24 protein-coding genes, 2 tRNA genes and 1 riboswitch are annotated in these 24,649 nt (G+C 58.3%); of the genes, 10 read left to right on the forward strand and 16 right to left on the reverse strand.

The annotated features are described in order from the left end of the window. Positions 1–160: 160 nt before the first annotated feature. The 7 genes from metE to IEW09_RS07835 all read right to left on the reverse strand — a co-directional run bounded on the left by metE (position 161) and on the right by IEW09_RS07835 (position 8,624). Positions 161–2,440: a 5-methyltetrahydropteroyltriglutamate--homocysteine S-methyltransferase gene (gene metE / locus IEW09_RS07805; protein WP_188553616.1), complete on the reverse strand. Its 2,280-nt coding sequence runs from the start codon at positions 2,438–2,440 to the stop codon at positions 161–163. 151 nt (positions 2,441–2,591) lie between these two features. Beyond that, a riboswitch (cobalamin riboswitch) is annotated at positions 2,592–2,785 on the reverse strand. 4 nt (positions 2,786–2,789) lie between these two features. Continuing rightward, positions 2,790–3,710: a glutamate formimidoyltransferase gene (ftcD, locus tag IEW09_RS07810; RefSeq protein ID WP_188553617.1), complete on the reverse strand. Its 921-nt coding sequence runs from the start codon at positions 3,708–3,710 to the stop codon at positions 2,790–2,792. A gap of 9 nt (positions 3,711–3,719) precedes the next feature. After that, on the reverse strand, positions 3,720–4,478 hold the full coding sequence (locus IEW09_RS07815) for an acyloxyacyl hydrolase (RefSeq protein ID WP_229739178.1): 759 nt from the start codon (positions 4,476–4,478) through the stop codon (positions 3,720–3,722). A gap of 81 nt (positions 4,479–4,559) precedes the next feature. Further along, on the reverse strand, positions 4,560–5,300 hold the full coding sequence (locus IEW09_RS07820) for a YebC/PmpR family DNA-binding transcriptional regulator (protein ID WP_188553618.1): 741 nt from the start codon (positions 5,298–5,300) through the stop codon (positions 4,560–4,562). A gap of 379 nt (positions 5,301–5,679) precedes the next feature. Beyond that, positions 5,680–6,969 carry a diaminopimelate decarboxylase gene (lysA, locus tag IEW09_RS07825; RefSeq protein ID WP_188553619.1) on the reverse strand — a complete coding sequence of 430 codons (1,290 nt, stop codon included), beginning with the start codon at positions 6,967–6,969 and terminating at the stop codon, positions 5,680–5,682. Position 6,970: 1 nt separating this feature from the next. Further along, positions 6,971–7,285: a PspC domain-containing protein gene (locus IEW09_RS07830; RefSeq protein WP_188553620.1), complete on the reverse strand. Its 315-nt coding sequence runs from the start codon at positions 7,283–7,285 to the stop codon at positions 6,971–6,973. 109 nt (positions 7,286–7,394) lie between these two features. Further along, a complete protein-coding gene (locus tag IEW09_RS07835) occupies positions 7,395–8,624 on the reverse strand; it encodes a tetratricopeptide repeat protein (RefSeq protein WP_229739179.1) in 1,230 nt (409 codons plus the stop codon). Positions 8,625–8,772: 148 nt separating this feature from the next. Between IEW09_RS07835 and IEW09_RS07840 the strand changes: the two genes are divergently transcribed. After that, positions 8,773–9,225, forward strand: coding sequence for a hypothetical protein (locus IEW09_RS07840; RefSeq protein WP_188553621.1), 453 nt, complete (start codon positions 8,773–8,775; stop codon positions 9,223–9,225). A 131-nt stretch (positions 9,226–9,356) separates the two neighbouring features. Continuing rightward, entirely contained in the window at positions 9,357–10,661 is a 1,305-nt protein-coding gene (gene aroA, locus IEW09_RS07845; RefSeq protein WP_188553622.1) for a 3-phosphoshikimate 1-carboxyvinyltransferase, read from the forward strand. A gap of 78 nt (positions 10,662–10,739) precedes the next feature. Here aroA and IEW09_RS07850 read toward each other — a convergent pair whose 3' ends face one another. From IEW09_RS07850 to IEW09_RS07885, 8 genes are all read right to left on the reverse strand, one after another. Then, positions 10,740–11,864 (reverse strand): glycosyltransferase family 9 protein, encoded by a 1,125-nt coding sequence (locus tag IEW09_RS07850; RefSeq protein ID WP_188553623.1) that lies wholly within the window; start codon positions 11,862–11,864, stop codon positions 10,740–10,742. Positions 11,865–11,914: 50 nt separating this feature from the next. Further along, positions 11,915–12,454 (reverse strand): bifunctional nuclease family protein, encoded by a 540-nt coding sequence (locus IEW09_RS07855; RefSeq protein ID WP_188553624.1) that lies wholly within the window; start codon positions 12,452–12,454, stop codon positions 11,915–11,917. 1 nt (position 12,455) lies between these two features. Then, on the reverse strand, positions 12,456–13,775 hold the full coding sequence (gene miaB, locus IEW09_RS07860; protein ID WP_188553625.1) for a tRNA (N6-isopentenyl adenosine(37)-C2)-methylthiotransferase MiaB: 1,320 nt from the start codon (positions 13,773–13,775) through the stop codon (positions 12,456–12,458). Between the two features lie 45 nt (positions 13,776–13,820). Then, a tRNA-Glu gene (locus tag IEW09_RS07865) sits at positions 13,821–13,897 on the reverse strand. Positions 13,898–13,976: 79 nt separating this feature from the next. Next, positions 13,977–14,053 (reverse strand) — tRNA-Glu (locus IEW09_RS07870). A gap of 156 nt (positions 14,054–14,209) precedes the next feature. After that, complete coding sequence (locus IEW09_RS18780; protein ID WP_188553626.1) at positions 14,210–14,485, reverse strand: DUF507 family protein; 276 nt, start codon at positions 14,483–14,485, stop codon at positions 14,210–14,212. After that, complete coding sequence (locus IEW09_RS18785) at positions 14,482–14,760, reverse strand: DUF507 family protein (RefSeq protein ID WP_188553627.1); 279 nt, start codon at positions 14,758–14,760, stop codon at positions 14,482–14,484. The genes IEW09_RS18780 and IEW09_RS18785 overlap by 4 nt, the downstream gene beginning before the upstream one ends. Before the next feature lie 81 nt (positions 14,761–14,841). Further along, the gene (locus tag IEW09_RS07885) at positions 14,842–15,207 is read right to left on the reverse strand and encodes a (2Fe-2S) ferredoxin domain-containing protein (protein WP_188553628.1); all 366 of its coding nucleotides are present in this window, start codon (positions 15,205–15,207) and stop codon (positions 14,842–14,844) included. 81 nt (positions 15,208–15,288) lie between these two features. On the opposite strand from IEW09_RS07885, the gene IEW09_RS07890 reads away from it, so the two are divergent. From IEW09_RS07890 to IEW09_RS07925, 8 genes are all read left to right on the forward strand, one after another. Continuing rightward, on the forward strand, positions 15,289–15,753 hold the full coding sequence (locus IEW09_RS07890; RefSeq protein WP_188553629.1) for a hypothetical protein: 465 nt from the start codon (positions 15,289–15,291) through the stop codon (positions 15,751–15,753). 5 nt (positions 15,754–15,758) lie between these two features. After that, positions 15,759–17,576, forward strand: a complete 1,818-nt coding sequence (recJ, locus tag IEW09_RS07895; RefSeq protein ID WP_188553630.1) for a single-stranded-DNA-specific exonuclease RecJ — start codon at positions 15,759–15,761, stop codon at positions 17,574–17,576. A 116-nt stretch (positions 17,577–17,692) separates the two neighbouring features. Next, positions 17,693–18,940, forward strand: coding sequence for an efflux RND transporter periplasmic adaptor subunit (locus IEW09_RS07900; RefSeq protein WP_188553631.1), 1,248 nt, complete (start codon positions 17,693–17,695; stop codon positions 18,938–18,940). A gap of 2 nt (positions 18,941–18,942) precedes the next feature. Further along, positions 18,943–19,914, forward strand: coding sequence for a tetratricopeptide repeat protein (locus IEW09_RS07905; RefSeq protein WP_188553632.1), 972 nt, complete (start codon positions 18,943–18,945; stop codon positions 19,912–19,914). 55 nt (positions 19,915–19,969) lie between these two features. Continuing rightward, positions 19,970–21,304 (forward strand): TolC family protein, encoded by a 1,335-nt coding sequence (locus IEW09_RS07910; RefSeq protein WP_188553633.1) that lies wholly within the window; start codon positions 19,970–19,972, stop codon positions 21,302–21,304. 118 nt (positions 21,305–21,422) lie between these two features. Further along, positions 21,423–22,907, forward strand: coding sequence for a hopanoid biosynthesis associated radical SAM protein HpnJ (gene hpnJ / locus IEW09_RS07915; RefSeq protein WP_188553634.1), 1,485 nt, complete (start codon positions 21,423–21,425; stop codon positions 22,905–22,907). Positions 22,908–23,021: 114 nt separating this feature from the next. Continuing rightward, positions 23,022–23,462: a DMT family transporter gene (locus tag IEW09_RS07920; RefSeq protein WP_188553635.1), complete on the forward strand. Its 441-nt coding sequence runs from the start codon at positions 23,022–23,024 to the stop codon at positions 23,460–23,462. Then, positions 23,459–23,857 (forward strand): EamA family transporter, encoded by a 399-nt coding sequence (locus IEW09_RS07925; protein ID WP_188553636.1) that lies wholly within the window; start codon positions 23,459–23,461, stop codon positions 23,855–23,857. The genes IEW09_RS07920 and IEW09_RS07925 overlap by 4 nt, the downstream gene beginning before the upstream one ends. A 10-nt stretch (positions 23,858–23,867) precedes the next feature. Here the strand turns inward: IEW09_RS07925 and IEW09_RS07930 are convergent, their stop codons facing one another. Further along, entirely contained in the window at positions 23,868–24,581 is a 714-nt protein-coding gene (locus IEW09_RS07930) for a uracil-DNA glycosylase (protein ID WP_373282813.1), read from the reverse strand. Positions 24,582–24,649 lie beyond the last annotated feature (68 nt).

Raw genomic sequence — 24,649 nt, forward strand, 5'->3', positions numbered from 1 at the left:
TTCTTCCGTGAAACACAGCGAGAAGCAAGCAAAAGAGTCTCCCACTTTGGACGTACCGTTGGAAAGAAGGTTGCGTGAAGTATTCAAAACAGGCATCTTCGCAGTGCCGGAGCCGCAAAAACGACCCCGGCACCCATTTTTATCCGGCACCCATTTTTATTTAGGTAAGCTCGGCACGTATCTCAACCGCCGCCTGGCAGAGATTGGTAAGCGCCTCAATCGTCTCCGGCCACGCCCGCGTCTTGAGACCGCAGTCCGGATTAACCCAGAGCTGCTCCGGTCGAAGCACGTCGAGAGCTAGTTGCAGCAGTCCGACCATCTCCTCCTTCGCTGGAACGCGTGGCGAGTGGATGTCATAGATGCCCGGCCCGATCTCGTTGGGATAGCCATGCCGCTTGAACGCATGCAGCATCTCCATACGCGACCGCGCCGTCTCCATTGAGATGACATCCGCGTCCAACGCCGCAATCGAAGGCAGAATGTCCTCGAACTGGCAGTAGCACATGTGCGTATGGATCTGCGTGCCGTCTGTGACGCTCGACGTGGCCAGCCGAAACGCCTTGACCGACCAGTCAAGATAAGCAGGCCACTCCGACCGCCGCAGCGGAAGCCCCTCGCGCAACGCAGGCTCGTCCACTTGAATCACGCGAATGCCAGCCGCTTCGAGGTCCTGTACCTCTTCGCGCAAGGCGAGCCCGATCTGCCAGGCAACATCGCGTTCGGGAATGTCGTTGCGAACGAACGACCATTGCAGAATGGTGATTGGGCCGGTAAGCATTCCTTTCATCGGCTTTGTGGTGAGCGAGCTGGCATAACTACTCCACTCGACCGTGATCGGACGGACACGCGAGACGTCGCCGTAGATGATGGGCGGCTTCACACAGCGCGAGCCGTAGCTCTGCACCCAGCCGTTCGACGTGAAGGTGAAACCGGCGAGATGCTCACCGAAGTACTCCACCATGTCGTTGCGCTCGAACTCGCCATGAACGAGAACGTCTAGTCCGATCTGCTCTTGTTCGCGAATGCACTCTTCCGTCTTCTGCTTCAGAAAGTCGTTATACTCCGCATCCGAGATCGTGCCTTTCTTATGTGCAGCGCGTTGCTTGCGAACCTCTTGCGTCTGCGGAAAAGAGCCGATCGTGGTTGTCGGCAGCAGAGGAAGACCAAGCTCCTCCCGCTGCACGGTGACGCGCTGCTGGTATGGAGACTTGCGACGAAAAGCTCCTTCAGACAGAGTGGCAAGCTGCTCGCGAACGTCCTTGTTAGTGCTGCTATCCGCCGCAAGACGATCTTCGTGGCGACGGCGATTGTCGGCAAAGGCAGTTGCAGCGACTTCAGGCCCCTGTGCAAGCTGCACAAGCTCTTCCACCTTCTGCTTTGCGAAGCTAAGCCAGCTAAGGACGCGTGGATCGAGCTTGTCTTCATCAGCGGTGTCATAAGGGACATGCAGCAACGAACAGGACGGCGCAAGCTGCAACCGCTCCGCTCCGATCTTCGCAGTAACCGACGTAACAACGCTCTGCAATGCGTTAAGGTCTGCAAGCCAGATATTGCGGCCATCGACGCAACCGAGGCTGAGTGTCTGCGTAGGCTGCAATTGCTTGACTACTTCAGCAACCTGCTTCGGCGCTCGCACCGCATCAATATGCAATCCGGCTGTGCCGAGTGAGCATGCCAGTTCGAGATTGTCGCCAAGCTCACCGAAGTAAGTCGTGAGCATCAGCTTGAGCGGAATGTTGGCAAGCTCGACGTAGGCAGAGCGAAACGCCGCTGCGTAGCCTTCCGGAAGGTCGGTTACGAGAACAGCCTCATCGATTTGAACCCACTCCGCACCAGCCGCCGCAAGCTCGCCAAGCACTGTGCGATAAGCCTTAAGCAGTCGAGGCAAAAGATCCAACGGATTGGTGCCATCAACCGCTTTGCCAAGCAGCAATAAGGTGACTGGGCCAATCAGAACGGGCCTGGTCGCGATACCGAGACTCTTTGCCTCAGCAAACTCCGCCAGCAACTTCGTCGTGTCAGGCGTGAACGCGAGATCGTCGCTCCATTCTGGAACCAAATAGTGATAGTTCGTATCGAACCACTTGGTCATCTCCATAGCGGTCTGCTCGTTGCTGTTGCGGGCCATCTGAAAGTAGCGAGTGAGCGTGACTGGGCCAGCACCGAAGCGCGACGGCGTTGCGCCGACGAGCACCAGAGCATCGAGCACCTGATCGTAGAACGAGAAGTCGTTGCTCGGGATGACATCGAGACCGGCGTCCTTTTGCAGTTGCCAGTTTCGTTGCCGCAAGGTCTTTGCGGTTGCCAGCAGATCGGCCTCGCTCAGGCGTCCGCGCCAGAACTCTTCAAGCGCGAACTTCAGCTCGCGATGGCGTCCGATACGTGGATATCCCAGATTTGCGGTGACAAGATTTGTAGTGGATTGTGAAGGCGATGACATCTTTGGGTTCCTCTCCTGAAAACGGCGGAACCACCTTATGCGCAGGCATCGTCGCTTCCGCTATAGCGGAGTCAACGGAACATTGGCAACCGATCCAGACTCGAGACCGGCGTCCTCAGCGCAGCCGCAGTGGGAGACGCAAGCGTCTCTTCCGCGGTGGTGGCGGCAGGCCGGTCTTCGGACTTTGGGCTACCTACTAAACGCCGCTTCCCATTCTTTTTCAAGAACAGTGCGTGGCCTTGGCCGTGCGTTGTTCGTTCCCATCACCGCTGCGAGTCAGCGCCGGAATCTCACCGGCTTCCCGTTTAACAAGACCGAGGTCTTGCACCTACACATCTTTCACTTTACATCAGACGGTGGGCCAGGCGAGCGGCTGCTCCAGACGTCGCTCCAGAATCTTCAGCGCCGGATCGAAGCCCGTGATCTGCTTGACCCAATCAGCACCTTCTTCATAAGCGTCTTCAGGAATAAGGCCGATAAGCTCCGCGTCGTCGATGAGAACACCATGACGCTGCGCGAGATGCTTGATGGTCGAGTGAATGTGCCGCATGGGAGTGATTTGAAATTCGGTGATATTCATGCTCACCTGCGCGCGGCCATTGGCGACGACACCGATGGCCTTCACACCATGCAAGCCACCGTTCGAGGCACGAATGTCGCGGGCGATGGCGCGGGCAGCAGAGATATCGGGTTGGTGCAGATGCACGTTGTAGGCGATCAGAAAATTACGCGCTCCAACGGCCGAGGCGCCTGCGGTCTCGTGAAGGCTCGGCCCTCCGATATCGGGGCAACGGGACGAATCGCGGCGCGTCGCTTCGCGGAGTCCTTCGAATTGTCCTTTGCGCACATCTTCCAACTGAACGCGATCCGGACGCGCGGCGGCAGCTCCGTAGAAGTAAACAGGGACACCATAGGTACGCCAGATCAACAAACCTGCCTGTCGCGCCAGCACAGCGCACTCTGCCATGGAGATGCCGCTGACGGGGATAAACGGAACGACGTCGGCAGCGCCGATACGAGGATGAACGCCCTTCTGTCTGGTAAGGTCGATGAGTTCCGCCGCCTTGCCGACTGACTTGACCGCTGCGGCGATCACAGCCGCCGGTGGCCCGGCGATGGTGACGACCGAACGATTGTGCGCCGTATCGAGCGACCAATCGAGCAGGCTCACGCTCTCAGTCTGCATGGCTGCAACAATCTTGCCTACAACTACAGGGTCCGTGCCTTCAGAGAAATTGGGGACACACTCGATGATTGCATCAGGGTTCATAGGGCCGTCTTACTTCCACCAGGTATAGCCGATTGTGAATTGGAGGCTTGCGTTCACTCCGGGGTTCTTGTCTCCGAGTGAAGCGGATGAGATATGCACTGCATTGGCGCTGAAATCGATAGACCGGCGCGGCCGGAAGAAGTAGTGAAAGCCAACGCCTCCCTGCGGCGTGAAGTTCCATACGCTGGCGTCGGTGTTGGGGCCGTCGTTGAAGAGGCTCAAAGGCTGCCCGCCGAATGCCGGATATTTGTGATTCGTCCAAAGAACTCCCCCCGCACCCTGTATCCAGGGTGAGATGCGCCGCGTGCCGGTAAAGTTCCAGCGCAGGATGATGGGGGTGATGGAGACGCCGCTGTAAGTTCCTCCGACTGTGTAAAGAGGCGAGCAGGAAAGGGTAGACGAGGTAGAGGCAGCACTACAGTTGGCGCGCTGGAACTTCGGCGTGTAGGACTGCCAGAAGGGGAAGACCTCGACGGCGTACTCGAAGTTGCCGCGCAGCGGACCGTGCAGATAATCGTCGGTGAGAACTTTTCCAGCGTGAACGCCGGCCATGAGGAACTTGAAGCTATTGCGGTTCTCTGTCAGGCCGACACCGCTTTGGACGAGCACGCCGAACTCTAAGGGGAGCTTGCCGGAGTTGGCGTGAAACGGGTTTGCATCGCCGGTCGCCGCAGCCTGCGCGAGCGCAGAGTGAACGGGAAGGATAGAAAGTGCAAGGGCCAGCGCCCCGATCAGTGGTCTTGCGATGCCGAGAAATCCCTTGGTCACTATGTCGCTCCGTCTGTTGCCTGTTGCAGAAGAAAGGCCGCCGATAAGCGGCGGCCTGGGGTGAATCGTTGACCGCTAGAGTTAAGCTACTGCTGCTTCGTCCATGTCGAAGTTGGAGTAGACATTTTGCGTGTCGTCCAGGTCTTCGAGCGTCTCCAGAAGGCGAATCATGGCATTTGCCTGAGAGCCTTCGAGCTTGGTGTAGGTCGAAGCAATCTTGGTGACCTCGGCGTGCTCGGGCGTAATCTTGGCAGCCTTGAGCGCGTCGGTAACCGCTTCAAAGTCCTTGGGATCACAGAGAATCTCCCAGCTTTCGCCTTCATCGTTCAGATCTTCAGCTCCGGCTTCGAGGACGATCTCGGTGAGCTTATCCTCGCCGGCTGCGTCCTTGGCGATGCTGATGACGCCTTTTTTCGTAAACATCCAGGCGACCGCACCCTCGGCACCGAGGTTGCCGCCGTTCTTCGAGAAGGCGTGGCGGATTTCGCTGACGGCGCGGTTCTTGTTGTCGGTGAGGACTTCGACGATCAGGGCCACACCGCCGGGGCCATAGCCCTCGTAGGTGATCTCCTCGTAGGAGACGCCTTCGAGCTCGCCGGTGCCGCGCTGGATGGCGCGCTTGATGTTGTCGGCGGGCATGTTCTCGGCCTTGGCCGCAGCGATGGCGGTGCGCAGGCGGGGATTGCCGTCCGGGTCGCCGCCGCCACCGGTTTTGGCGGCGATGGTGATTTCCTTGATGAGACGGGTGAAGATCTTGCCACGTTTGGCGTCAAGCGCGCCCTTTTTATGCTTGATTGTGGCCCATTTTGAATGGCCGGACATGTACTACCTCAATCATGGTTTTGTGTGGGGCTGCGAGGTTCCACGGGCTCTCACGACGTTCGATTTTAGCATGTTGAACGGTGCAAGTTCTGGCGGCCGGGAGATGGGAAGGGTGGACCTGATCGAAGTACCCCCCACTCCCCTACTTAAGTATCTAAAGTCTTCATTCCAGGGACTTTAAAATGTAAAGTCTTGATTTGATGATGGTTATCGGTAAATAACTGATTATAAAGGGGAAATAAACTTCTCCCTGCTTGAAGCCCTGTTTCCATTATAGCGAGTGGGCTATAACTGCTTTGCAACCACTATCTTGTTTATTTTCTGATTCTTACGCCTTCCAAGGACTTGACAGATATTTTGTCGGACGTTTTGAGAGCAGCTAGAGAATTTCAGGTGCCAGAAGGTCGCGCATGGTCTCGCGACGGCGGATGAGCGTGGTTTTGGCGTTGTCTATTAAGACTTCGGCTGGCCGGGGGCGGCTGTTGTAGTTGCTGGTGAGGCTCATGCCGTAGGCTCCGGCGTCGAGGATCAGGACCAGGTCGCCCGGCTTTACGGCGGCGAGGACACGGTCGCGGGCGAAGAAGTCTCCCGATTCGCAGACCGGACCTACGATGTCGGCGGTGAGCGATGGAGCTGCGGTGCGCGGCTGCTTGATGGGGAGTATCTCGTGGTGCGCGTGGTAGAGCGAGGGGCGGATGAGGTCGTTCATGCCGGCGTCGGTGATGACGAAGGTTTTGGAGCCGTTCTTTTTGACGAAGAGGACGCGGGTGAGCAGCGCTCCGGCCTGGGCCACGATGAAGCGGCCGGGCTCGATGATGAGGTGGGCTGATTCGGTGGCGAGGCCTTTGCGTAGGGCGGCGGCGTACTTCTGCACCTGTTGGGCTGGGTTGAAGGCGGTGGTGCCGTAGTCGATGCCGAGGCCGCCGCCAGCGTCGATGTAGCGGATATTGTGGCCGTCGCTTTTGAGGTCGGCGATGAGAGCGGTGACGCGAGCGGTGGCTGCGGCGAAGGGATCGACCTTGCGAATCTGAGAGCCGATGTGGACGCTGACTCCGGCGGCGCCGAGCCACTTCGATTTTGCCGCTTTGCGGTAGATCGCGCGGGCGGCCTTGATGTCGATGCCGAACTTGTGCTCACTGAGGCCGGTGGAGATGTACGGATGGGTGTCGGCGAAGACGTCGGGATTGACGCGGAGGGCGAAGCGGGCGCGGATGCGGAGGGCTTCGGCGCGGGCGGCGAGCAGGTGCAGCTCGGCTTCGGACTCGACGTTGAAGAGGAGGATGTTGGCCTTGAGGGCGGCGTCGATCTCCCATACCTGCTTGCCTACTCCGGAGAAGACGACCCGGGCCAGCGCGGGCTTGTGGGCCTTGCGGACGCGCTCGAGCTCGCCGCCGGAGACGATGTCGAAGCCTGCTCCCTGCTGCGCGAGCAGGCGCAGGATGGCCAGAGACGAGTTGGCTTTGACTGCGTAGCAGATGGTGTGCGGCTGGGCTTTGAAGGCTTCTTCAAAGAGCTGAAAGCGAGCGGAGATCTGCTGCGCCGAGTAGACGTAGAGCGGGGTGCCATGATCTTCGGCGAGGGTGGAGAGGTCGGCTCCATCGCAGTGCAAGGTGCGGTTGCGATAGGCGAAGGGGCGAGGGCTTGGCTGCGAGACGATTTTTCTGGGCAAACTAGGTGCTCTTTATCGGGAGTGCGTAGGGGGCTTCGGGGATGATGACCCAGGCGGCGATGTAGGCCAGGGCTCCGACGCCGGTGAGGATGATGAACAGCGCCGTAATGACGCGGACCAGGTTGAGGTCCCAGCCATAGTGCAGAGCAAAACCGGCACAGACACCGGCGATCATGCGGGAGTGGCGAGGACGGGTCAGCCGAGGCGTGGGCTGATAAGCGTTCTCCATAAAAGGAGCGGCGTTGACGGCGGCCCCACAGGACGTGCAGAAACGTGACGACGATTCGATTGGCTTTCCGCAATGACTACAGAACATGGGAGCCCTCCAAAGAACAACTAAATCGCAGCGAACTCTATTTTGTCATAATTACGCATCTTTAATGCATCTTGTTCCGTGGCATTTACTTGCCAGATTTCCCTGGGTTTTATTTACCGGCGTAAGGGGTCTTCAGGTACCTGCGCGCTGCGTCGGCCTGCGACTGGTCGCCGCCTCCGGCGCTGGCCTGCTCGTATTGTCTGATGGCTTCGGAACGGTTGTGGAGAAGATCGAACATCTCTCCTGCATTCAACTGGGCGCGACGACGAAGCCAGTCGCTGCAACTGGGCTGCGCGGCGGCCTCGAGGTAGTTCTTTGCAGCATCGGCGATGTCGTTCTGGCCGCGCTGCGTGTCGGCGAGGCCGAAGTAGGTCATGTGCAGCCGGGGATCGAAGAAGTATCCGGGGCTGGCGGCATCGACGAGGATCTTTTTATAGGCGGCGATGGCGGCAGGGCCATTGCCCTCGTCCTTGGTGATGTTGGCCACTTCTAACTGAAAGAGATAGTCGTGCGGATACTGCTCGGCGAGACCGCGCTCGACGACAAGTGCCTCGGGGTAACGGGCGTCGTGGCGGAGAAAGAGTGCAAGCGCGGTGCGCGACTCGACGGGCGTCACGACTCCCTGCGCTGCTGCTTCGCGCAACATCTGCAGGCCTTTTTCTTTATTGCCATTGACTCCGGCGATACCGACCATGATGCGCAGGAGGCGCGGCAGACTGGCCACGGCAAATTGCTGAATGCCTACTGCCATCTTGGCGTCGGCGTAGCCGGGATCGATCTTGAGTGCCTGCTCGCTGTCGTTGCGCGCGGCGAGTCCCTGGTGTGCCGCCGAGACGTAGCTGTGATCGACCAGCGTGATGAACGCAGCGTGCATTCCGCGAGCATAGCCGCGCGCGAAGTAGGCGTTCTTGTCGTTCGGATCTTCGTGAATGCGCTTGTCGCAGATATCGATGGCGCCATTGGTGAGGTCTTCGATGCGCTGGCGCGTGGACTCGGGGACGGGAACGTCGCGCTTGGAGCTGAGGAAGCTGTTGTGCGCGTAGTAGGTCGTGTCGAGCAGGTCTTGATGGTAGAGCTCGCGGAAGATGATCGTCGTGAGCACGTAGTCGATGGCCATGGGATTCTGCGGATTGGCCTTGAGTACGGTCTCGAAGCGAGCGAGCGCGCTGTCGTAGTCGAGGTTGTAGAAGTCGACGCGGGCCTCTTGAACGAGAGGGGTGAGATTGATGGGGTCGGTGTGGTCAGCCGGATTGTAAGGCTGCCCAACGGCCGATGCGGTCAGCGCAAGCAACAGCACAAGTGAACTTAGAATCGCTGGAGTAGGCGGCTTGAGTGTCATCGTTCCGGAACACCGATTCTGGGGTAAAGGTTGCGGAGGCGAGAGACGCCTCTGTGTATGTGTTGGACGGCTCTTCACCGTAAACTATACAGTTGGACGCCTGCACTAGAGACAGGTACCGTACGAGCTTCAGGATAAAACGGACTTTATGACACGGTTTCAACTGCTTCAACTATTGATTGGACAGGCCCGGGCCAATGGCTTCGAGTTTCGCAAGTGGTACACCAGCCATCTTGGGCTGCCGTGGCAGCACTCGCATCATGCGATCGAGATGCTGTCGGCCGAGAAACGCTACTACGTGCTGTTGTTCTCGCACGAGTTTGCGTCCTCGTTCTGGAAGGGCGGCGAGCTGATGACATTTCAGGTGCCATCGCAGACCTTTCAGCGGCGCATGGCCGACGGAACAGTTGGCACGGTGAAGCGCAAAGCGTACACGCGGCGCAATACGCGCGAAGACGCATGGCGCTACCATCTTCGCGAGATGGCCGTATCGGAGGAGCCGCTGCGCTACATGCGGCGATTTCTCCGAGTCGAGGATGAGCTCGAAGACGAGCCAAAGATTTCCGTCCCCAAACATGAGACCAAGGGCGCCGGGGACTAGTTTTGTACTCGACGCAGGGCTTGAGAAAATCCGGCCAACGAATGCGTTCGTCCCATCGCAAATCGGGAGGATTACAAAACTTGCGACATAACATTCCCTCGCGATAACCCGATGACCTAAACTAGAACTCAATGTCCATTCAAACGATCCGTCCCGCCCGCACCCTGCAAGGCTCTCTTACCTTGCCTGGAGACAAGTCGATCTCCCATCGCTATGCCATGCTCGCCGGTCTCGCCGAAGGCACCTCTATCCTCTCCAACTTCTCTACCGGTGCCGACCCTCACTCTTCGCTCGCCTGCATGGAGGCCCTTGGCGCCACCGTCGTCAAAAAGGACAAGACCATTGAGGTCACCGGCGTCGCCGGAGCGTTTCGCCAGCCGGAGCGCCCGCTCGACTGCGGCAACTCCGGCAGCACCATGCGCATGCTGGCTGGCCTGATTGCACCGCACCCACACACCTTTACCCTCATCGGCGACCACTCGCTGACCGTGCGCCCGATGGAGCGCATCCGCAAGCCGCTCTCGAAGATGGGCGCGGAGATTCACCTTACCGGAGGCGATGGGGCCGTGGGCGGACACGCTCCCATGACCATCGTCGGCGGCCCGCTTAACGCGATCGACTTTGACACGCCTATTCCGTCGGCCCAGGTCAAAACTGCCGTCCTCTTCGCCGGTCTTCAGGCCAACGGCACCACCAGCCTCAGCGAGTCTGTGCGCACGCGCGACCACTCCGAGCATGCACTCAAGGCGTTTGGTGCAGTTCTCAACCGCGAAGGCGACAAGCTGAGCATCCCCGGCGGCCAGAAGCTTAAGGCCATCGAAGCCACCGTTCCCGGCGATCTGTCGTCGGCGGCCTTCTTTCTTTGCGCGGCACTGCTCTTCCCTGACTCCAACCTTGTTCTCGATTCTCTGGGAATGAACCCCACTCGCGCTGCCCTGCTCGATGTCATCACTGAACTCGGCGGCAGGATCAAGGTGCTCCAGGTCGAGGAGCATCATGGCGAGCTGATCGGCACCATTCAGGTGAACACAACGCCGGGCGGACTCAAGGGCATTGCCATCTCTGGTGCGCTCTCTGCGCAGCTTATCGATGAACTGCCTGTCATTGCGGCTATTGCACCGTACACACGCGAAGGCATCACCATTCGCGATGCCAAGGAGCTGCGGGTGAAGGAGTCGGACCGCATTGCGCTGGTCGCCAAAAACCTCAAGGCCATGGGAGCGGAGTTCACCGAGCACGAAGATGGCCTCACCATCCCAGGTAACCAGCAGCTTCATGGCGCGCAGATCGACTCCGGCGACGACCACCGCATTGCAATGGCCTTCTCCATTGCTGCTCTCAGGGCCGTCGGCGATACGGAGATTCATGGAGCCGAGGCTGCGGCTATCTCTTTTCCGGAGTTCTTCTCCTACCTCGACATGCTGGCTCAGCGCTAAGAACGATGCGGCCCGCGGTTCTTTTACACAAAAGCCTCGCCAGAACGGCGAGGCTTTTTGTTGTACAGGTATAGCTGATTAGGAATTGCGTTTTGGATAGAGCGTCAGCAGATCCGCTAACGCCGATGTCACTTCGTCGACGCTGACTTCGTCGATGATGTAGTCAGCGGGCGGCGGCACGGGTATATCGGCGTTCTTGAAGATGCGGAACTTGTCGTTGCCCAATGGCAGCCATTCGATCGGCGGAGACCAGGCGGGGGCGATGATGACCATGGGAAGGCCGACGGCGCGGCCAAGATGCATTGGCCCCGTATCCAGCGTCAGGCCCACTGTGGCGAGGCTCATAAGAGCAGCCAGTTGGGGCAGTGTGGTTTTACCTGCCACGCTTGTTGAAGGAGCCGATAGAGTGCCGCGCAGTTCGTCGATGGCTGCGGACTCGGCGGTGGTGCCTACAAAAACGATATGAGCACCGTAGCGCGCTGTCAGAAATTCGGCGGCAGCTTTGAATCGCTCGGGACGCCAGCTCTTTCGTTGCGTAACGCTGGTCTGCGTGACAAAGACTGCGACAGGCTGGTCGCTTTGCACGCCTGCACGAGCGAGGGTCTCGCGAGCGAAGGCACGGTCTTCTTCACGATAGAAGATCTCCGGCTCGAAGTGGCTCGGAGTGTGCTCCAGCGCCTCCACGATGCGAAGGTTGTTGGCGATCTGGCTCAACGACCTGTTAAAGAACAGAGGGCGGCGATAGAGTTTTGGCACGACGGTAAAGCCGACACGAATCGACGCTCCACTGAGTAGCGCCTGCATCGCAATACGTGTTCTCTCATTGCCGGTGGAGGTCAGCGTCGCAAAGGCTGCTCCGTTAAACGGAAGCTCGCGGCGCAGCGTCTTTACAGAGCCGTTCAGATCTTTCAGGGGATTCGGGGTTTCGATCAACCGGTCGATGCCGGGGTTGTTGCGAAAGACGTCCAGAGCGAATCCGCTGGCTGCGACCACGATGCGGCATTGTGGAACGGCGTGACGCAAGGCCTGAATCAATGGGGTTGCGTGTATCGCTGTGCCGAGAGCAGAGGGATATTGCAACAGAAGAAAGTTGCTGATCTCTCGCAGGGGCCTGTTGCGCGGACCCCCTCCCGAGTTTGCAACACGTTCAACCGCGGCGACTCCGGCGAAGACTCCACCCTTCAGATTTTGGACAAGACTCAAGAGCGATCCTTATGAGAATAGTTGGAGGTTTAGAGAGAATGGCCAGCGATTTACATCTTGTAGCGGCCCATGTCGTCGTCGTTCAGATTTTCGAGCCACCGCCGCATCTCTTCGGCATTGATGGTCTGCGCTCCGCCGGCAGCCTGCTTTGAGTTTTCGAGCACCTGGCGATTGACATAGATTGGGCAGTCCCAGCGCAGGGCGAGTGCAATGGCATCCGATGGACGGGCATCCAAGGTTACCGTCTCGCCTGCGTGGTTCATCCAGATGACGGCGTAGAAGGTATCGTCGCGAAGCTCGGAGACGACCACTTTGTTGACCTGCGCGTTGAGGCCGCGAGCGAGATTTTGCAGCAGGTCGTGCGTCATGGGTCGCGGCGTTGCAGTCTTTTCGAGCTCGAGCGCGATGGCGTTGGCCTCGAAGATGCCCACCCAGATGGGCAGCACCATATCGCTGGCAACGTCTTTGAGCACCACGATCGGCATATTGGTAATGGGATCGGTCATGAGGCCGCGAATCTGCATCTCGACTTCGGATTCAGAGCCCGCGTCGGCAGGTTGGTGCACTTCGGCCTGATCGTGTGATTTCATCTCAGCTTGCCACCGCCTCGCCGAGGAGGCTGTTGGGGAAGGTCTGGGTAATGCGGACGGAAACGTAGCTTCCGGTCGCGGGGAGGATAGGCTGGTTAGTGGTGAAGTTGACGGTCTTGTTCTGGGTGCTGCGGCCTATAACCTGATTGCGCTGACGGTTGTGGCCTTCGACCATAAGCTCCATCACTTCACCAAGATGCCGCTCATAGTTAATGCGTTGGGTTTCGCGTTGGCGGTCGAGGAGGATTTGCAGGCGCTTCACTTTAACTTCTTCAGGGATAGAGTCAGCCATGGTGACGGCGGGGGTGTTAGGCCGGGGTGAATATTTGAAGGCAAAGATGGCGTCGTAACCGACTTCATCGAGCAGGGTTGCGGTCTGCTCGAGGTCTTCCTCGGTCTCGCCGGGGAAGCCGACGATGATGTCGGACGTGATGCTGATGTTGCGCTTCGCGGCCTTGATCCAGGAGATGCGCTCGAGGTACCAGTCGCGGGTGTACTCGCGGGCCATGGCGTGGAGGACGGCGGTGGAACCGCTCTGGACGGGGAGGTGCACGTGGTCGCAGAGGGTGGGCACGGCGTCGATGGCGTCCACGATGTCCTTGGTGAAGTCGCGCGGATGTGAGGTGGTAAAGCGAACGCGGCGGATGCCGGGGATGCTGCCGACGGCGGCGAGCAGCTCGGCGAAGGTCATCTTGGCCGAGGGGTCGTGGTAGGAGTTGACGTTCTGGCCAAGGAGCTGGATCTCGGTAAAGCCTGCGTCGGCCATGCGAATGGCTTCGTCGAGCACGGAGTTCGCGGTGCGGCTGCGCTCTTTGCCGCGCGTGTACGGGACGACGCAGTAGGCGCAGAACTTGTCGCAGCCTTCGATGATGGTGATGTAGCCACGATGAGGGTTGGTGCGGGCGACAAAGGGGGTCTCGAAGGTCTCGTCGGTCTGCCGGTCGTCGAGGCCGGTGATGCGCTGCTCCCCTGCCTCGAGGCGGGCGAGCATGTCGGGGAGATTGCGATAGGACGCGGAGCCGGAGACAAGCGAGACGTAGGGCGCCTTGTCAAAGATCTTTACGCCCTCCTGTTGGGCGACGCAGCCGAGGACGGCGAACTTTTTGCCCTCGCCTTGCAGCCGCTTGTACTCGTTGAGGCGGTGGAAGACTTTTTGCTCCGCTTTGTCGCGGATGGAACAGGTGTTGTAGAGGATCAGGCCGGCGTCGGCTTCGTCCTCGACGCGGGCATACCCCTGCTGCTCCAGAGTGCCGATGACTTTTTCGGAGTCATGGGCGTTCATCTGGCAGCCGAAGGTTTCGATATAGAAAGTCTTGCTCACTTAGACAGTATATCGCCCGTTGTTGAAGGTTAGATTTTGAGGGATTGGTAGCGCCAACGGGGATCGAACCCGTACTCTCAGCCTTGAAAGGGCCGCGTGTTAACCAGTTACACCATGGCGCCAAAAGCAGAACTTCACTGCTTCAACTATATGCTGTTCGCAGTTTCTACGCGAAAAACGATCAGAGGAAGGAAGCAGATTTGGTAGCGTTACCGGGGCTCGAACCCGGACTCTTCGCCTTGAGAGGGCGACGTGTTAACCAGTTACACCATAACGCCAGAACAGGAAAGTTCTTTGCTGCAATGTGTTGATTATATCAGATTTCGAGAGAGCCTTTGTGGAGAACGAACAACGACAAAAGCGAAATACGGGGGTCTCTCCACTCTGCTTCGCTCCGGTCGAGATGACGTGGATTTCGCGCGACAGGAAACGGACTACAGCCCGAGTTTTTTGACCTCGTCGTTGTAGTACTTGCGGTACAGGATGTCCCACTCCTGCGAGCCTTCCATGATGATCTTGCGCTGCGAGGCGATCTTCTGCCGGGCGGCTGCGTCGATCTTCATCTCTTCGAGGAGAAGTTTTTCAAGGGCCTTGCGGGCTTCCTGCCGGATGGTGTTGCGGTCTTCGAGAAAGTCGCACTCTGGAATCTCGGCGAGAGTGTCGGCAACGGTGTGGGCGAGCTTGTTGAGTTTGTCGCGGGAGATTCTCACAGCACCGCCTTATACTTGCGAGCCAATTCGTTCTTCACCTTTTTGAACATCTCAGGGTAGCTGGCTCCGGTCTTGAGCATATCGTCCTGAAAGGCTTCGAGGATGACGCGAACCTCATCGTTGATACGATCCTCAAGCGCAAGCTCTTCGACCATAGCTGCCGTGACCCGCTCCTCAAGTACGGCAGGCTTGGCGGTTTCGATCATCTTCTCGGCGACGAGGTGCTTGAGGGTCTGGCGCGCCAGATACCCGACGTAATCTTTAGAAAAAATCATTGACTTTCCCTCGAATATATCATGCGTGTCTATGACTTGCAGCCAGCTTCGGCCAGGCCGATGCCAGTTCCGGTTGAGGCGCTACTTATGCTTCGGAGCGGGTTTATGCGGGCAGTGCTCGGTATTGAGGCAGCTTTCGGGCAGTCGCAGACGTTCTACGGGACGGCCGTGGATGAGGTGCTCGGTGACGATCTCGTCCACGTCCTTGAGCTGGACAAAGCCATACCAGACGGCCTCGGGATAGACCACCACGACCGGGCCATGTTCACACTGATCAAGACATCCAGACTCGTTGGCACGGACAAGATGCTTCAGGCCCGCGTCTTTGATGGCATCTTTGAAGGCGGATTTGATCTTCTTCGTTCCGTGAGGAAGGCAGCTGGGACGAGGCGCGGATTCATCGCGCTCGTTGGTGCAAATAAAGAGATGGTGCTTGAATTCCGGCACGAAAGGGGGCTTCTTTCTTTGCCTCGTTTTGCAACGGCGGATCGTGCGGGCCGCGTGTCTTTCTGAGACAATATGAGATCGATGCAACCAGACAATCTTATCTCGCTTAAAGACGACATGATAGCGTTCATCGCCGGCCACGGTATGCGCCGACTGAATGCCTATGTCACGGAAGATGTTCCCTCTGTTCTGTTTGAAGAAGAAAATCCGGATGGATGGAAGGACTTTGTGGAACACGCGAAGGCGGCTGGCGCTCCCTTTGTGACGATGAGCGAGGTGGTGCTTGAAAAGTCCGACGTTGCGATGCTGCTTGATCAGATCCGCGAGCAGACCTTCCCCGACGATGAGGCCCAGGAGCTGGACGACGCCGAATATCTGGTGAACTACGTTGGAAAGATCGGCTATCTACAGCTTGGGTTTGCGCACCAGGGTGTGATGTTCGTCTTTGAAGTAGCCACGGACTGGTATGACCGTTTTCAGGACCTTCTGGAGACCGTGTCGGAGCTGGGCGGCATCGTGCTCGACGACCCAGAGAGCGACGAGTAGGCAAAATGATCTCCGCCCAGAGTGGGCTTCGACAGCAGTGGAACATCGTTTCGCCTGATGCCGACGCAGAGTCCGTGACGAGGCTTGCACGCGAGGTGGGATGTCCTGAAGCCATTGCCCTGCTGCTGATGTCGCGCGGCATTGTTGATGCGTCTACGGCAAAGACGTTTTTCAACCCCTCGCTCGACGACCTGATCGACCCGATGCTGATGCTCGGCATGCCGGAGGCTGTTGCGCGAATCCAGCAGGCGGTTCGCGGCGGAGAGCCTATCCTGATCTACGGCGACTATGACGTCGACGGCACGACTGCCACCGTATTGCTGAAGACGGCTATTGAACGTACGGCTGCGAAGGATCGTCCTGCGGTAGTGACCTATCATGTGCCGCATCGATTGCGCGAAGGATATGGGATGCAGACGGGCGTGCTGGGCACAGCGGCGGCGTCCGGGGTTCGGCTGGTGATCAGCGTCGATACCGGGATTCGAGCGTTTGCCGCAGCCGACGAGGCCAAAGCACTTGGGCTCGATCTGATCGTCACGGACCACCATCTCCCTGACGACGTGGTGGGAGTTCCGAACGCCATCGCGGTCATCAATCCAGCGCAGGAAGGGTGCGGCTATCCGTTCAAGTCGCTTTGCGGCGCAGGTGTCGCTTTTAAGCTGGCCCATGCAATTTTGTCTGCCGCCGCTGAGACTGAGGAAGAGCGCTCGAAGTTGCGCAACAGCCTGATTCCCTCTTTTTTAAAGCTGGTAGCCATTGCGACCATCGCGGATTCGGTGCCGCTGGAAGGTGAAAATCGGGTCATTGTAGCGCTTGGTCTGCGCGAGCTTCGCAATCCGGTGCAGCCCGGGCTGAGGGCTTTGATGCAGGTCGCCCAGATACCGGCGAATCGCCCTCCAACCGCGACCGAGGTCGGCTTTCGGCTGGCGCCGCGCATTAATGCCGCAGGCAGGATGGATATCGCGAGCGAGGTGGTTGAGCTATTTTTGACCAGGGATTCTGAGCGGGCTTCAACGCTGGCAGAAAAGCTGAATCGCTTGAACGATGACAGGAGAGCGACCGAAGCCAAAGCGCTTGAGGACATCGAGACGCGGCTGGTTTGCCTGCGAGGGGACGACGGTGTCTTTCCAGCCGAGTGCATCGTCTTCGATGACCCTGCCTGGCATCGCGGCGTATTAGGGATTCTGGCATCGCGAATTGTGGACCGAACCGGGCGACCGGCGCTGGTGTTGACCCATGAAGACGGCCATGCGCACGGTTCGGGCCGCTCCATCGACGGCTTTCACTTACTCGATGCGCTGACGGCCGTTCACACAGAGGGAGATGCTCTATTTACAAAGTTCGGCGGGCATGCCCATGCCGTCGGTTTTTCTTTGCCCTCGGGGAGCGTAGAGGCGCTCCAGACACGGATGCGTACCTACAGTTCTTCTTTGCTGAATGGTGCACTGCTTGCTCCACCGCTCGAGTGCGACGTCGAACTTTCGTTTCATGAGCTGACATCGGAGTTCTTCGATTGGCTGACGCGATGTGGGCCGTTTGGAGTCGGTAACCCCGAGCCTGTATTTGTAACCCGTAGAGTAACGTTGTCGGCGGACGTAAGACTGATCAAGGAAAGACATATCTGTTTGCAGCTATTCCGGGAGGACGAACCTGCACGGTTCAGCGCGCTGGGCTGGAGCCGTGCGACGGATTGGCCCTCGCGGTGTGCGGAGATGGGATTGCAAAGAGGCTCGGTGGTGGATATTGCCTATCGGCTGAAGTGCGCGACGAATCCTCAGTTCCCCGGCCTGGAACTTGAATTACTGGACATTAATCTGAGCTGAAGGCCCAATAGCTTTAAGTGAAAGATTTCGCACCCAACTGTGCACCTGTCCTGAAACACATTTTTTTCTGCTCCGTTTCGAGTGCAGGAGCGTCTTATATACTGAAAATTCGAGAGATGCCGACAACCGATACAAGACGCCTTAATCCCTTTGCGCTGTTGGGCATCCTGCTCGGAGTCATCCTTCTGGCTGTCGTGGTGTTTCGCTCCTTCACGCGCGACGTGGTCGAGGTTCGAGCAGCTGCAGTCACTTACCAGAATCTGGTCAAGTCCGTTCCTACCAATGGCAAGGTTGAGCCGATCAGCGACTTTCGTGCTCATGCGGAAGGGCCGGGCGTGATCTCGAAGATCTATGTCAAGGTTGGACAGAAGATAAAGTCCGGCGATCTGCTGATCCAGATCAACGACGCCGATGCCGTTGCCAAGCTGGCCACTGCGAAGGCGGCATTGAGCACGGCGCAGGCAAGCATGCACGACCTGCAGCAGGGCGGCTCTCAGGATGAGCGCATTGCTCTGCAGGGAGATCAGAGCCGAGCTAAGATTCAGCAGCAACAGGCAGAGAGTGATCTCGCCGCACTCAAGCAACTTCAGCAGAAGGGTGCAGCCTCGGCCAGCGAAGTGGCAGCGGCAGAGCAGCGGCTTCAGACTGCGAATAGCTCGCTGCAGAACGTAGAGATGCGCAGCACGCAGCGGTATAGCGTTCCTGATCGGAGACGCACTGAGGCGCAACTGAGCGATGCGCAGGCTGGTGTCATGGCCGCCGAGAAGGGCTATGCGAACGCAAACATCCGCTCGCCGTTATCGGGCACCGTCTACTCCATCCCAGTCTCGCAATACGATTTTGTGCAGGCCGGCGAAGATCTGGTAGACGTTGCCGACCTTAACAAAATTCAGATCCGCGCTTACTTCGACGAACCGGAGATCGGCAATCTGGCCGTAGGGCAACCTGTGACCATCGTCTGGGAGGGCAAGCAGGATCGAGTCTGGCATGGACACGTCACCCGGGTGCCGACGACTGTGATCGCCTACGGCACAAGAAGCGTCGGTGAGTGCATTATCGCTGTCGATGACGCGCAAGAAGACTTACTCCCCAATACCAATGTGACGGTCACCGTGACGACCCAGCAGCGGTTCAACGTCTTGAGCATTCCCCGTGAGGCGTTGCATACGGAACCGTCGGGACGCGACTTTGTCTACCGCATTGTCAATAACAAGCTTGTGGTTACCCAGGTCAAGGTTGGAGTTGTGAATCTCATGCGGGTCGAGATCACCAGCGGGCTGACCGATAAGGACACCGTTGCCTTGAGCGCAGCAAACAGCAACCGTGATCTCTCGAATGGGCTGCCCGTAAAAGTAGTCGACTAATCATGGTTTTCAAAACAAACCTGAACTACATCCGTATTGCATTTTTGCTGGTGCTCCTCTCCGGCGGCCGTCTGCTGGCCGATGATGCGCAGGCTAACGCGCTTCTGCAGCAGGGACGCGTTGATGAGGCACATACTCTTCTACAGACGATGCTCTCTGCCCAGCCCGGCAATGCCCTGGCCCATCAGTTGCTGTGCCGCGTCTATTATGCGCAGGAGATGGAAGATGCCGCGATTCAGGAGTGCGAGCTGGCGGCATCGCAAGACCCGAGCAATAGCAATACTCAGATGTGGCTTGGCCGCGCTTACGGGATGAAAGCCTCGCACGCCAATCCTCTGGTTGCCTTTGGGCTGGCACGTAAGGTCCGCTATGCCTTCGAGCGCGCGGTTCAGCTTGATCCGGAAAATGTTCAGGCAATGAATGACCTTGGTGAGTTCTACGTCGATGCACCGGCGATCGTTGGCGGAGGGCTCGATAAGGCTCGGGCACTGGCCAGCCGCATGCAGCCGCAGTTTTCATCGCAGTCGCATCGCCTGCTGGCCCTGATTGCCAGCGAGAACAAAGATATGACGACCGCGGAGGCGGAGTTTCAAAAAGCTGTTCTCGCCGGCAGGACTCCCTCGGCCTACATTGATCTCGGCCAGTTTTATCAAAGACAGAACCAGCCAGATAAAGCGCTCGAAGCGCTGAAGGCTGGCATCGACGCGGATCGAAGAAAAGACGCATCGCTGGTCGACGCGGCCAGCATTCTGACTGCAATGAACCGATCGCCGCAGACCGCCGAGAGCCTGCTGCGCGAATATCTCTCCTCGCCTGCCCGGTCGGATGACGCTCCGGCGTTCAAGGTCCACGTCCAGCTTGGCAACCTGCTGACGCATCAGGGCGACCCTGCTTCGGCGCACCGCGAGTATGCCGCCGCCGTTGCGCTGGCCTCAAACTATGCACCTGCCCGCAGATCGCTGCAGGGATCCTAACCGAAAGAGCGATACCATGGTATGCAGCCCATCTCGAAGGAATCTCTCAGGACGTATGACCCGTCTTCTTCGCCTCGCCATAGCATGTAGTGTGGTCGCCGCTGGCAGCCTTCCGGCTATGGCGCAGATCTCCTTCGCATCCGCAGTTGGACTGGCCCTTAAAAACAATCCCAAGGTTTTGATGGCGCAAGCCGATGTAGCCAAAGCCCAGGCTGCGCTCTCGGAGTCGAAAGACGTCTATGTTCCAAGTGTCGCCGGCGGTTCCGGGTTGGGCTATTCGTACGGTTTCCCGGTAGGGCAACCGTCCGTCTTCAATTTCACGACACATTCGCTTGTCTTCGACTTCTCGCAGGCGAACTATATCAAGGCATCGCGGTTCGCCTTAAAAGCGGCAAACCTGGCATTAAAGGACGCGCAGCAGGCCGTCGTTGAGGATGTGGCTGTCACTTATATCTCACTGGACCGCGACTCGCAACGCGAGATGGCCTTGGGTCAGCAGGAAGGATATGCAACGCGGCTGATCGAGATTATTCAGGAGCGCCTGAATGCCGGCCAGGATACGCCCATCAGCCTGACTACCGCCCAACTTTCGGCAGCGCAGATTCGCCTGGCAAAGCTTCGTACTGACGATGAAGCGACGGATGATCGGAACCATCTGGGCCGCCTCATCGGTCTCCCTGCGGAGGGGCTGGAGGTCATCAGCAGCAGCGTCCCTGCCTTCACCGCTCCGTCAGCCGGTCCGGTGAGCGGCTCGTCGACAGCACTCAGCCCGGCAGTTGCATCCGCCTACGCTACTGCAAGCTCCAAGCGGCAGATCGCATTGGGAGATACCCGGTATCTGTGGAGGCCACAGATCATGTTTGACGCGCAATATAACCGGTACGCGGAGTTCAACAACTACAACCTTTACTACTCCCACTTCCAGCACAACAACTTCGGCATAGGGATCCAGATCACGCTGCCGATCTTTGATGTAGGACAGAAAGCGAAGGCACGCGAATCGGCTGCCGACGCCTCTCATGCGGAACATGAGGCAGATCTGGCGAGAGACCAGTTTCTGGAGGGACGCCAGAAGGCGCTTCACGCTACAGCGGAACTGGCAGCGCGTGCCGAGGTCGCCAACCTGGACCAGCAGCTCGCGCAACAGCAGTTGGAGGTCATGCAGGTTCAGTTGAACGCCGGCAACGGAAGCTCGTCGAGCCCGCAGATGACGCCGAAGGATGAGCAGACCTCGCGAATCGCCGAACGAGAGAAATTTCTAACCGTACTCGATGCGAATTTCGAGATGCGGAAGGCAGAGATCAACCTGATGCGCCAGACCGACCAGCTCGAGGACTGGATTCAATCGGCCATGCAAACACCACCTTCGGCCACCCTTCAACCGAAATGATCTGATGTCTTTGTTCTTTCTTACCTGTTTTGATTGATTTACGGAGACCGAACCAAAGACGGAACTTCAGAAAAAACCCTCACCCACCTTATCTAAATGGTAAACTTGGATTATTATCATGCCCCTGAAGACACTCTTTCTGAACCCGCCCTCCTTCGAGAAGTTTGACGGTGGAGCCAGCTCCCGCTGGCCTGCCACCCGCGAGATCGAATCCTACTGGTACCCTGTGTGGCTCACCTATCCGGCGGGCATGCTCGAAGGGTCCCGTCTTCTCGACGCGCCACCGCACCATATCAAGTGGCAGGAAGTCGTCGAGATCCTGAAGGATTACGAGTTCCTCGTCCTCTTTACCAGCACCATGGGCTGGGACGGCGATCAGAAGATGGCCGAGGTCATCAAGCAGACCTACCCCACGATCAAGATCGCGTTCGTCGGCCCTCCGGTCACGACGTCGCCGGATAAGGCGCTCAACGAGTGCCCTGCGATCGACTTCATCTGCCGCCGCGAGTTCGACTTTTCTATCGTCGACTTTGCCAACGGCAAACCGCTGAATGAGATTCTCGGCGTCAGCTACAAGGACGCCTCGGGCAAGATCCAGCACAATCCTGACCGTCCGCAGGTTACCCCCGAGCAGCTCGACGAGATGCCCTGGGCCACGCAGATCTATAAGCGCGACCTCGACGTTACCAAATACAACGTACCGTTCCTGCTGCATCCCTACATCGCGCTCTACTCGACGCGCGGCTGCCCGGCACAGTGCACCTTTTGCTTGTGGCCACAGACGCTTAGCGGTCACGCCTGGCGCAAGCGGTCTACCGATGATGTAGCCGCCGAGATGAAGTGGGCCAAGGAGAACTTTCCTCACGTCAAGGAGTACTTCTTCGATGACGACACCTTCAATATTCAGAAGGCACGCACCATCGAGCTCTGCGAAAAGCTGAAGCCACTCGGCCTGACCTGGTCTTGCACCTCGCGCGTCACCACCGACTTCGACACGTTGAAGGCCATGAAGGAAGCAGGCTGCCGTCTGCTGATCGTCGGCTACGAGTCCGGCGATCCCCAAATCCTTAAGAACATCAAGAAGGGCGCTACGGTTGAGCGCGCGCTCGACTTTACCCGCGACTGCCATAAACTCGGCCTCGTCATTCATGGCGACTTCATTCTGGGCCTGCCCGGCGAGACCAAGGAGTCGATTCGCAACACCATCGAGTTCGCCAAGCAGCTCGACTGCGAGACCATTCAGGTCTCCATCGCTCATGCCTTCCCCGGCACGGAGTTCTTCGACTTCGCCAAGGAGAAAGGCTTCATCACCAATGAGGCCATGAACGACGATGGCGGCCACCAGATGGCTCACATCGAGTATCCGGGGTTGCCGGTCGAATACGTCATGGAGATGGTGCACAAGTTCTATGACGAATACTACTTCCGCCCCAAGGCAGCGTTCCGCGTGGTGTGGCAGGCCATCGTGAACCGCGACGTGCCTCGTCTTTACGAAGAGGCCAAGTCGTTCATGAAGCTGCGTTCGCAGCGCAACAAGGCGGTGCGAGCCGCCAAGGAAGCCAACGCCGCCAAGGCGCAGGAATCCGTCAGCATGAACGCGTAGTTGATCTCTATTCCGAGCGGTCAGCATTGGTAATGCTGACCGCTTTTTTCTGGATTGCAGACTGAATCAACGACTGGATCAATCCACTCCAATCTGGAGTGATCGTTTAGACCGATGAAGCACACCCTTACACCGCGACGTTATTTCATTCTGTTGGCTGTCATGCTCACCGCATCAGTGGGCGACACGCTGCTCTCGCGCGGCATGTCCCAGGTTGGCCCAGTCGATCTGCATCATCTCGGCCTGCTGCTGCACGCCCTTACCAACATCAACGTTATCGCCGGCATTCTTCTGCTTATCGGTTTCTTCGCCAGCTACACCACTGCTCTTTCGTGGGCCGACCTCACCTTTGTGATGCCTGCTACTGCGTTCGGCTATGTCGTCATTGCACTCCTCAGCCGCTTCTGGCTGCACGAGTACCTGAGCCCTTACCGATGGGCGGGTATCGTCCTTATCGTCTGCGCCGTCGGCTTTGTAGCTAACGGCCCTTCGCGCACGGAGCATCCTTCGAACCACCCCGACCTTGATCTGATGGACAGCGGAGTTGGCCGATGACCACAGCGCACGTCTTCCATCAGTGGTCCGCCATCCTCTTTGTGGTGGTCCTTGCCATTACCGGCGAGTGTCTCATCGCTGCCGGGATGCGCGGCCTTGGCGATCTTGACCGCCTCCGCACACGCCCCGGCCTTCTCGGCTACCTTGGTCCGGTGCGCGCTGTCCTCGCTAATCCCCTTTTTCTTATCGGGGCACTCTGCATGGCGCTCAATTTCTTCGCCATGCTTTACACGCTCTCCATCGCCCAACTCTCGCTCGCTGCTCCTGCCATCGCCTCCCTCACCTACATCGGCAACACCGTCGCTGCGAAGCTCTTTCTGCACGAAAATGTAGACCGGCGTCGATGGTTGGCGGCTCTCTTTGTCTGCGCCGGGGTGGTCTTACTTTCGAAGTAGGAAGTCGAAGCTAGCGATCCAGTCCCGCCAATTCCCTTGCGCGGAGAAAGATGCGGGTGAACATGGGGCCATTCAGACGGCCAGTGTTTGTGTTGCGCAATGAAGGGTGATATGTGGCGAGAAGATGTATGCCGTTGGGAAGGACATACTCCGCACCATGAGCAAACCGGTACGCCGATTTACGGTCAATGACTCCCATCTGCAAAAGATGGGCGAGGTAGCCATCGAAAGCGATTTTGCCCAGACATACGACGACGCGAACGCGAGGCAGGGCTTCAATCTCGTCGGCAAGATGAGTGGCGCAGTTGCGAACCTCCTGGGGCAGAGGCTTATCTCCCGGAGGCGCACAGCGAACGACAGAGGCTATCCACGCATGACGCAGCTTGAGGCCATCGTCGCGAGAGACGCCGTTTGGCTGGCTGGCCAGTCCCAGCTCGTGCAGGATCGGATACATGAAGGCGCCCGAGCCGTCGCCGGTAAAAGGGCGGCCGGTTCGATTAGCGCCGTGGGCTCCCGGAGCGAGGCCCAGGATCAGGATGCGAGCGCGTGGATCTCCGAATCCGGGCACGGGCCGCGACCAGTAGGTCTGGTCCTGATAGGCGCGACGCCTGGTTTCGCCGATGCCGCGGCAATAGTCTCGAAGACGCGGACAACGGTCGCACTGGACGATGGAATCGTAGACTTGCTGCAAAATCGGCGAGAGCGGCTGAACTTTAGAACGGATCACTGCATCCCATGATAGTTGCAGAAACCATCAATCGATCATGTGGTCTTTTGCAGTAATAGCTACGT

The sequence above is a fragment of the Edaphobacter dinghuensis genome (genome assembly GCF_014640335.1).
GTDB lineage: Bacteria > Acidobacteriota > Terriglobia > Terriglobales > Acidobacteriaceae > Edaphobacter > Edaphobacter dinghuensis.